The 10,075-nt window shown below is 43.0% G+C and carries 7 protein-coding genes; 5 read left to right on the top strand and 2 right to left on the bottom strand.

The features are described 5' to 3' along the window. Positions 1–276 precede the first annotated feature (276 nt). Both ACQY6Q_RS06520 and ACQY6Q_RS06515 read right to left on the bottom strand, forming a co-directional pair. Complete coding sequence (locus tag ACQY6Q_RS06520; protein WP_427979307.1) at positions 277–1,488, bottom strand: glycosyl transferase; 1,212 nt, start codon at positions 1,486–1,488, stop codon at positions 277–279. Positions 1,489–1,490: 2 nt separating this feature from the next. Next, entirely contained in the window at positions 1,491–2,372 is an 882-nt protein-coding gene (locus tag ACQY6Q_RS06515; protein WP_427979304.1) for an HAD-IIB family hydrolase, read from the bottom strand. Between the two features lie 315 nt (positions 2,373–2,687). Between ACQY6Q_RS06515 and phoB the strand changes: the two genes are divergently transcribed. From phoB to ACQY6Q_RS06490, 5 genes are all read left to right on the top strand, one after another. Continuing rightward, the gene (gene phoB, locus ACQY6Q_RS06510) at positions 2,688–3,380 is read left to right on the top strand and encodes a phosphate regulon transcriptional regulator PhoB (RefSeq protein WP_055732242.1); all 693 of its coding nucleotides are present in this window, start codon (positions 2,688–2,690) and stop codon (positions 3,378–3,380) included. Between the two features lie 6 nt (positions 3,381–3,386). Continuing rightward, the gene (gene phoR, locus ACQY6Q_RS06505; RefSeq protein WP_427979300.1) at positions 3,387–4,703 is read left to right on the top strand and encodes a phosphate regulon sensor histidine kinase PhoR; all 1,317 of its coding nucleotides are present in this window, start codon (positions 3,387–3,389) and stop codon (positions 4,701–4,703) included. A gap of 86 nt (positions 4,704–4,789) precedes the next feature. Continuing rightward, positions 4,790–6,250: a transglycosylase SLT domain-containing protein gene (locus ACQY6Q_RS06500; RefSeq protein WP_427979297.1), complete on the top strand. Its 1,461-nt coding sequence runs from the start codon at positions 4,790–4,792 to the stop codon at positions 6,248–6,250. 203 nt (positions 6,251–6,453) lie between these two features. Beyond that, on the top strand, positions 6,454–7,428 hold the full coding sequence (locus tag ACQY6Q_RS06495) for a PstS family phosphate ABC transporter substrate-binding protein (RefSeq protein ID WP_427979294.1): 975 nt from the start codon (positions 6,454–6,456) through the stop codon (positions 7,426–7,428). 1,722 nt (positions 7,429–9,150) lie between these two features. Next, on the top strand, positions 9,151–10,026 hold the full coding sequence (locus tag ACQY6Q_RS06490; RefSeq protein WP_427979291.1) for a Dyp-type peroxidase: 876 nt from the start codon (positions 9,151–9,153) through the stop codon (positions 10,024–10,026). The last annotated feature ends 49 nt before the right edge of the window (positions 10,027–10,075 follow it).

Below are 10,075 nucleotides of genomic sequence, written 5' to 3'. Positions count from 1 at the left end.
TTTTGATAACCATTATGGTGCAATTGCGTCAAGTTGGTGATATTAAGCGTTAATTCGCTACGCTGGAATAGTATTGCCTGACACCTTAAAGTAGGGAGGAATGGTCTTTAAAGCATCAGTTAGATGAAGTTGAGCGTTAATGAGTTACGCTGGAATGGTATTGCCTCGCTACCTTAAAGCTGGGGTGAATGGTCTATCGCGTCAATTATAACAAGGAGATATGGCGAGCAATAAAAAGCTTGCCTAGAGAAGGCAAGCTTTTAGTGTGTTGCAGAATTAACAGTTATCGGCTTCTACCGCTTCATATAAGCGTTCTAAGAAATCGGGCACTGCGCTTTGTACTCGGTTCCAACTTGGAATAAACGGTGTTGCCGAAGGGTATTCTAAGAAGGTTTCTCCGGCAGAGGTAATCGCTTTGGCAAACAGTTCTACCGCATCTTCTTCGGCGTGGCGATCAAGGCTTAAGCCGTTAATCAGCGCATCACTGTGGTAGTTATCGATGAAATCCAGTGCCATTCTAAAATAGGTGGCTTTTAATGAGCGTAGTTTGCCGGGGCTAAAGGTATGGCCTTGAGTCGCCAGTTTGCGGATCACGGCCTTACTGATGTCGGTGGCCATTTTGGCTAAACCTGCATCCAGGTTATCCGGGCTGAGGTCTTGGTGTTTATGGTCATAGACATCGGCAATGTCGACCTGACAGATGCGGTTGGTGGAATGATTACGGTAAATTTCTGATAGTACGCCAATTTCTAAACCCCAGTCAGAGGGAATACGTAGATCATTAATTACATCTAGCTGCATGGAAAATTCGCCAGCTAGCGAGTAGCGGAAGCTGTCTAAATACTCGAGGTAGTCATCGTAGCCTTCAATTTTTTTCAGGGCTTTTAGTAGCGGCGTAACCAATAGCCGAGCCACTCGGCCGTTCAGCTTTCCATCAGCATGGCGGGCGTAAAAACCTTTACAAAACTCATAGTTAAATAACGGGTTAGCTACCGGATACATTAATCTAGCTAACATGCTGCGGTCATAGGTAATAATGTCGCAATCATGCAGGCCGACCGCCTTACTCTTACCCGACGCTAACGCGTAGCCAAAGCAATACCAAACATTTCTGCCTTTACCAGGCTCTTTTGGGGCTAAGTTGTGTTCGGCTAGCTGGGCATCTAAAGCACGTAGGCGCGGGCCGTCGTTCCATAGAATGCGGACATGTTGGGGGAGTTCGGCAAAGTAATCTTTAGCAAAGGCAAACTGCTCTTCAGTGGCGCAGTCTAAACCAACGATAATCTCACTAAGGTAGGGGACTTTTGCTAACTCGGCAACAATGGTAGCTAGTGCTGGCCGTTCGAGTTCTGAAAATAAAGACGGCAGTACTAAGCTCATTGGCCGGACTTTAGAGAACGCTATTAGCTCCTGTTCTAACTCTTCGAGCGGTCGATCGGTTAAGTTATGTAAGGTAGTCACAATACCGTTTTGATAAAAATCAGCCATGGTTATGCTCCGTTTAGTAAGGAATGTAAAATTTGTTGCATGGATTGATGCCAGCCATACGGTCCTGGGTGAGAGGCTAGGCTTGAATTGGGGTGGTCGATCATCAGTGCTGGATCGTGTTTGCGGGGAATGACAACTGGAATATCGGCGCTTTCAAGCATGCTTCTATCGTTTTCACTATCACCTAATGCGATGGTGGTAAATTCATGCTGATATTGATGTTGATAAAGCTGTTTTAGCCATTGCATGGCATCGGCTTTGTCGAACTTAGCTTTGACATGATAAAAACGCCCGCCTTTGACTACGGCGAGGTTATGCGCTTCTAACTTGCTGATAAATATTTTTAGCTGGTCTTCACTGTCATTCCATAACAAGGGCTCTGAGGCCATGCGTTGTTTAGCAAGCTGGGCATCATATTTGGGTAAGCCTGTGTTTAATTGCACTTCGCTCACATTCATGTCATTAAAACCTTGAAAGCGGAAGTGATATTGTTGGCGCAGTACACTTAGGTACTGGCAAATATCGGGATAACTTGGGCCAAAGGTTTTAAATTTCCAGTGCTGTTTACCCACATTAAGTGGGCTTAACTCATCGGCTTGCAGCTCGCCTTCAGCCGGAATACATAAGGCGGAGCCATTTTCTATGGCAAAGGGTTGTTGCAAACCCATTTTTTTCTGCAGCTGCAAAACCTCCATAAAGGTTTTACTGGTATTAAAAATGATTGGAACATTAAGCTGCTTGAGTTGGTTCAGGCTAGGCAAGGCTGCTTCATAGCTATAGCTATCATGGTCTAATAAGGTGCCGTCTAAGTCTGTAAATACCAAAAGCTTGCTGGCGCCTTGGTAACCTCTGGTAGTTGATAGTTGCTGAGCGAAATACTGCATGCTGCCCCTAAAATAACGAAATATGTTTGGCTAAGACAAAGCACGAGCAGTGCCATAACCAAGCCTTAGCTTATTAAAAAAACATTAAAACTTATTGTTATCATGGGCTTAGACCTTATAAAAAACTCAGTAGTTAGCTAAGTGGGGAAAAAGGTATTGAACAATTATGGTGCAAGCTGAAGACTTCTGCCTTACTTTGCACCGGTTTGGTTCGCGTTGTATTTGTCTAATCCTTTGATTTACACTGTGCTTGTCATAAATCTGTCATTAATACGTCGCATAATTGCCATAGTTTCTTAGATTGAGATGAAAGTAATGCCTAGGAAGATACTTGTTGTAGAAGATGAAGCACCGATCCGCGAGATGTTATGCTTTGTTCTAGAACAGCATGGATACGAGCCAATTGAAGCGGCTGATTACGAGCAAGCAATTGCTAAGCTCACCGAACCTTACCCCGATTTAGCCTTATTAGACTGGATGTTGCCGGGTGGCAGTGGAATTTCGATTATTAAGCACATGCGCCGTCATGAGCTGACGCGACAAATTCCGGTGATTATGTTGACAGCCAAAGGTGAAGAAGAAGACAAGGTACAAGGTTTGGAAGCGGGAGCGGATGATTATTTAACCAAGCCGTTTTCACCAAAAGAATTAATGGCGAGAGTTAAGGCGGTGATTCGTCGTATTTCTCCCACCTCCTTGGAAGAAACCATCGAAGTTCAGGGTTTGCGCCTTGACCCGGTGTCACATAGGGTTAGCGTTGAAAATGAACCCTTAGATATGGGCCCCACCGAATTTAAACTGCTGCATTTTTTCATGACTCATCCTGAGCGCGTTTATAGTCGTGAACAGTTGCTTAATAATGTTTGGGGAACTAATGTGTACGTCGAAGACCGCACTGTAGATGTTCATATACGGCGTTTGCGTAAGGCCATCGGCCTTCAAGGTTATGACCGCCTAATACAAACTGTTCGCGGTTCAGGATACCGTTTTTCAACTAGGATGAAATAGTTACCAATGTTTGTGCCTTTTTCATGGCAACGGGTAATTTGGCGAGTCGCGTTGGCGTACTCGCCTTTATTCGTTTTGGGCGCGCTGAGCGGCTACGCTTTAGAAGCCTGCTTGTTGGCCGCTGTAATTCATATTGCTTGGATGTATAGCCAACAACATAAACTGTTAGATTGGTTATATAACCAACGGAAGTTGTCACCTCCGCATGGGGCCGGTAGTTGGGAGCCTGTATTTCACGGCATATATAATATGCTAAAACGCCGTTTGAGCCGAGAGCGTGAACTGGCGCAATTAATGAAATACTTCCGTTTGGGGGCCGAAGCTTTACCTGATGCAATAGTGGTGATTAATCAAGATGGTGCCATCTTATGGTGTAATCAGCTGGCGCAAAGCTTGTTAGGTTTAAAGTGGCCAGCAGACGCCGGACAGCATTTAACTAATTTGATCCGCACCCCTGCCTTCGTGCATTACTTAAGTAAAGGCCGTTTTAACCAACCCTTAGAAATTATTAGCCCGGTAGAAAAAGACATATGGCTTGAGTTTCGTGCAATGCCATATAGTCAAAAACAGCTGTTATTGGTGGTGCGAGATGTTAGCCAACTGCGTAAATTAGAGAAAATGCGTAAGCGCTTTGTGTCTAATGTTAGCCATGAATTACGAACGCCACTCACGGTAATGCGCGGCTATTTAGAAATGCTGGACCAAGACGAAATTGACCCGCTGATTTGGGGCAAGGCACGCAGTACCATGCTTGATCAAAGCAGTCGCATGGAAAACCTGGTTAATCAGCTGCTTACCTTGGCTAAAATCGAATCAGCGTCACTTGAAGATGGCTCTGAGCCGATAGATTTTTCTGCGATTGTGCACAAGCTAAAGGCAGAGGTGGAAGGTTTAGCCAAGGACAAGCAGCTCAGTTTTAAATTTAAGATTGAAGAAAATATCAGCATAAAGGGTGAACAAGAACAGCTACGTAGTGCCTGTGGTAATTTGCTGGGCAATGCTATTAAGTATTGTAGTGAACCCGGAGAGATTGAAGTTACCTTATCGTCGATCCCTACAGGAGTGGTATTTGCGGTTAAAGATTCCGGACCGGGGATTGCCCGTAAGCACTTACAGCGTCTAACCGAGCGTTTTTATCGAGTCGATAAGGCGCGCTCAAGAGACACTGGTGGCGCAGGTTTGGGCCTATCTATAGTGAAACATGCTTTGCAGCATCATGACAGCCAACTTCAGATAAAGAGTAAGGTGGGTAAGGGCAGTACTTTTAGTTTCATTATTCCCAAGAAGTTGCTGGTAAAGACGGCAAGCCAAGAGGCTTCTTAGTGAGAGGGCGCTATTTTTAAGCAATTACTTTTTGTTAAATCCTGCTTATACTAGCTATAGGACTGATTTTAAAAGGGTTGTTGCTATTGAATAGATTGATTGTTGGTCGAGTATTGGTGCTGCTTAGCTGGTTAATAGTGGGCGCCGGATTGCCTGTTTACGCCGCGAGCGAAACCTCAAGTCAGTCTAATAGCAGCGACCTACTGCACTTTCCCTTCTATATTAAGGAGCCTTTCACCGGCGATTTAGCAGAAATCAAACAACGTAAAATCATTCGCGCCTTGGTCACCTATGGTAAGTCAGATTTTCATTTAGCCAATGGCCAGCCCTTGGGAATTCAAGTGGAGCTGTTGAATTTGTATGAAAAGTTTTTAAATAAAGGGATCCGTAGAGACGTTAATAAAACCAAGGTTAAGATTGTTCCTGTTCACTTTGATCAATTAATTCCCGCCTTAATCGAAGGCCGAGGTGACATTGTTGCCGCCTTTTTAACCGCCACCCCAGAGCGCAAACAGCAACTGCGTTTTGCCTTAGGCAACGCTCAAGATATTAACGAAATTTTGGTTAGCCACAAAGACAGTCAGCGGCCGAACTCTTGGCGGGACATGGCTGGTAAAAAAATCTATGTGATGGCGGGCAGTAGTTATGCTGAGCATTTAGCGACCATTAATCGGCTGTTTAAACGTAATAAATTGAAGCCGATTAAGATTATTGAAGCCGATAGCAAGTTATTGTCTGAAGATATTTTGGAGCTAGTTAATGCTGGTGTCATGGACTACACCATTGTCGATGACTACAAAGCCCGCTTGTGGGCCAAGTTATTTACCGAGCTACGTATTGATCAGCACATTCGTGCCAGTGAAGGACAAGACTTGGGTTGGGCTGTGCGACAAAACAATCCCAAATTGCAGCAAAACTTGCAGGCTTTTGTTGATCAACAAGTGAAGCAGGGCAGTTTACTGGGCAATACCTTACTTAATCGCTATTTTGAGCATACGGCTTGGGTTAAGCGTTTAGCTGATTCACAAGACCGCGCTCGATTTAATCTTTACGCCCCGTTCTTCAAAAAATACGCTAGGGAATATGCTTTTGATTACTTAGCTATTGTGGCGCAGGGTTATCAAGAATCGGGCTTAGATAACTCTAAGGTAAGCCATCGCGGAGCGCGCGGAATCATGCAATTGTTGCCTTCTACGGCAAAGCAGATGGGTTATAACGACCTTTCTGATCCGGAGCAAAATATAGCGGCGGGAATTAAGTACCTCGATTGGCTTCGTACCCACTATATTAACCAAGAAAATATCGAAGATAGCGAACGGATGGCTTTGATTTGGGCAGCTTACAACGCCGGGCCAACTAAGATGCGGCGAATGCGTAGTTTAGCTGAAGAAATGGATTTAGATCCTAACCGTTGGTTTGGTAACGTAGAAATTGCTGCCGGGCGGATTATTGGCAGCGAGACGGTGCGTTACGTATCAAATGTGTATAAGTACTACATCGCTTATACCCTCGCTTTAGACATAGAACAGCAAACTCAGCCGCAATGAGTTTACTGTTAGGTTATTTTTCTCTTTGTTTCATAATGTTTTTAAAATCATTTTATTACGGCTTGCTCATGAAATTTTATCGGGATTTTTTATAAATAAAATAAGCTGACATATAACTGTCACAAAGTAGAAATATAATTGTCATCGAATTCACCAATACTACATGACGACAATAAATCAACGCGTCATTTATGGAGATAAAGATGACATTTAAAAAGATGCTTAGTGCAGTAGCGATTTCTGCTTGTTTAGTAACAACTACCGTGCTTGCTGCTGGCCTGGATGCCAAGCTTCCTGAATACAAAAAAACTACAGGTATTTCAGGTAACCTTTCATCTGTAGGTTCTGATACTTTGGCTAACATGATGACTTTGTGGGCTGAAGAGTTCAAACGTGAATATCCAAATGTAAATGTACAAATTCAGGCAGCGGGTTCTTCTACTGCTCCACCAGCCTTGACTGAAGGCACTTCACAGTTCGGCCCTATGAGCCGTCAAATGAAGAGCAAAGAAATTGAAGCTTTCGAAAAGCGTTACGGTTACAAGCCAACCGCTATTCGTGTTGCTATCGACGCCTTGGCTGTATTCGTACATAAAGACAACCCAATCGAAGGTTTAAGCCTAGCCCAAGTAGATGCTATCTTCTCTTCAACTCTTAAGTGTGGTGAAAGTGCACCAGCAGAGCGTTGGGGTCAAGTAGGCCTAGACGGCTCATGGGCAGACAAAGACATCCAATTATTCGGTCGTAACTCGGTATCCGGTACCTACGGTTACTTCAAGAAGAAAGCCCTTTGTAAAGGTGACTTCAAGAACTCTGTAAACGAGCAACCTGGGTCAGCTTCTGTTGTTCAATCAGTGTCTTCTTCTTTGAATGCGATTGGTTACTCTGGTATTGGTTACAAAACTTCTGGCGTGAGAGCGGTGGCACTGGCTAAGAAAGGCAACGACTACATTGAAGCTAGCCTAGACAATGCTGCAACCGGTAAATACCCGCTATCTCGTTTCTTATACGTTTACGTTAACAAGCATCCTAACAAGCCTCTAGCACCTATGGAGCGCGAGTTCTTAAAAATGATTCTGTCTAAAACAGGTCAAGGTATCGTGGCAAAAGATGGTTATGTTCCACTACCCGCTAAAGTGGTAATGGCAGACCTAGAAAAAGCCGGCATCTCTCTATAATAGTTAGCGTCAGCTTTTAAGATAACCCTCGCCCTGGCGGGGGTTTTGTTTATTTATAAGCCATAACTCTTTCATTGAGTTAAATCACTGAGGTGCGTATCAATTGTGCTTGTCACAATTTAATCTTACTTGCCGATGGTCTAGATGAGCTAGCTTGCTTGATTCGAGACCTATCAAGTGCAGCAGAGGGCCGACTTCAGCAAATTGGTGATGAGATGTTTGCATTTTGATGAACTATCGCTGGCTAGCTACTAATAGCTAAGGTTAGGGTTTTGTTAGGTTTGTTTGTTTATATTATTGATTTTAATATATTTTATTTCTTTCCTGGTCATGCTAATCAAACTAGTTGTTTATGCTGGATGTGTAATAAAAGCAGTGAGTTATTGTATTGCTAAGCGGTTGAAAATCTTTTCAGCGACAGATTCTGGTGAATTTTGATTTTAATCAAATTGTCACTTGAAATGTGATGTTTATCACACTAAATTGTAAGTGTGACTTGGATCACGGTAGTTCCAAAGCACATTTACTTTTAGTAACTAGGAGCAAGACTATGTTTGATTATTTTGGTGCACTTTATTCGGCGTATTACTTTAAGAAAGCTGATGATTACAACTTCTATTGCGAAACTCGCAAAGATATCCACCGCTAGACACATTAACTATAGGTGGGTATATGGTTCTTCATCCGATCATTGGTTCAGCTTTATCAACTATTGTTCGTTTCGGATGCGTAGAGCAGGCTAAACGACAACAGAGATAAATGTAATGAATCAAATTAACCTCAGTGCCTGAAACGAGTTCTCTCTTTCAGGCACTTTTCTTTCCCTCATCTTTCTTCCCATCTGTCTTGACCCACAAATCTACTAAATCTTTTCCTTTGATTTTTATGTAAAAAAACTTGCAATGTGATGTTTGTCACGTTAAGTTTTAACTGTGACCTGTGTCACATATAAAGAGAATTAGGAGTAAGACTATGTTTGATTATTTCGGTGTACTTTATATGTCCTACTACATCAACAAGGCGGATGAATACCGCTTTAATAGCCAGCCAACTAAAGACATTCACCGTTAAGCTAATGGGCCAAAAGCTAGGCCGTAGCGTTAAGCCAAAATGGCTGTGTATAGCATGTCTTAAATAACATTCGAGACACTATTGATGAAGCAATCTACCAGCGGCGCCTGAAATGAGCTCCTTCTTTCAGGCGCTTTTTTGTTGTTTTCTTATGCTCGGGTTTGATCCTTCGCCTTTGGTGATCACCTAGTTAAAGCGTATTACTGAATAACGACGTAGCATGTGAGTAAGTTTTGAACAAATATTAAAATTAGGCTTGCAATGTGATCTATGTCACATTAATATTGGTTGTGTGACTTGAGTCACATAATGAAGTTACTTAGGAGCAAGACTATGTTTGATTACTTTGGTTCGTTATATACCACGTATTATTTCACTAAAGCAGCTGGCTATAATAAGGCGACTGATTCAAATAACATTCACCGTTAATCCTCACATTTGAACATGTGGGCTTAGCACTTAGCTTTCGAGGAAAGCGACAGTAAACTGAGCGAGAATACACTATGAGTCAAATGTCTTAGAATGCCTGATAGCGAATAGCATCAGGCATTTTTCGTTGATTTAATTACATTTTAATTTACTTCTTATCAAATAACTTCAACAATAAATTACTTATACTGCTTAACAATCTTTGTTACATGAGAGTAATTTATGTCTTTAATCCAACCTTTAATTCTTAAAGCAGAACATGGCTACGCAAGTTTTTTGCGCTTTAGTCTGGTTAACCACGCTACTCTAGCGACGTGTCTTGCTGAGCTGCCAAAGGTTTATCAGTTAGATGACAGCGTACTGGGTTTTGGTCAGCCCTTATTGGCTCGGCTGGAAGTAGAGATCCCAGGTTTTAAAGCTGCATCGAGTATGCAGGGCATAAACCGTATTAGTCCCGCCAATCAAGATGATTTGTGGTTAAGAGTGAGTGGTAGCGATCCTGGTGTGGTGATGCTACGAGTGCAACAATGGTTAGCGGCGTTGTTACCGACCTTTAGCCTAAATGAGCAGCTTGAAGGTTTTTGTCATCGTGAGGGGCGTGATTTAACCGGTTATGAAGATGGCACTGAAAATCCTGATGAAACAGAGGCTCCAGATGTAGTAGCGATGACCGGTGATAAAGGTATTGCGGGCTCAACAATGTTGGCTGTGCAAAAGTGGCAGCATCAACTGGATCACTTCAACAGTCTCTCTAACCAGCAGCAAGATGATATTATTGGCCGCAGAAAAAGCGATAACGTTGAATTTCCAGAGTCTCCGGCATTTGCCCACGTGCGCCGGACCGCTCAAGAAAGTTTTAGTCCTGAAGCTTTTATGTTACGCCGTAGCCTTCCTTGGATTAAAGGTCAGGATTGTGGTCTTAATTTCGTTTGTTTTGCCAGTAGCCTGTATCCTTTTGAAGTACAGTTAAAACGGATGCTGGGCCTTGAAGACGGTATTGAGGACGGCTTATTTCAATTTAGTCGTCCTTTAACTACTGGCTATTACTGGTGCCCACCGATAGACGGTGAGCAACTTGATCTATCACGTTTGAGTTAACTGTCACATTCGGTTTTGTACAGTTTCATCCCACGCGCTTGGTAGTTAG

It is taken from the genome of Agarivorans sp., from assembly GCF_050295395.1.
Taxonomy (GTDB): Bacteria; Pseudomonadota; Gammaproteobacteria; order Enterobacterales; family Celerinatantimonadaceae; genus Agarivorans.
The sequence above is the reverse complement of the archived record's forward strand: the minus strand, read 5'-3'. Positions and strand labels throughout refer to the sequence as shown.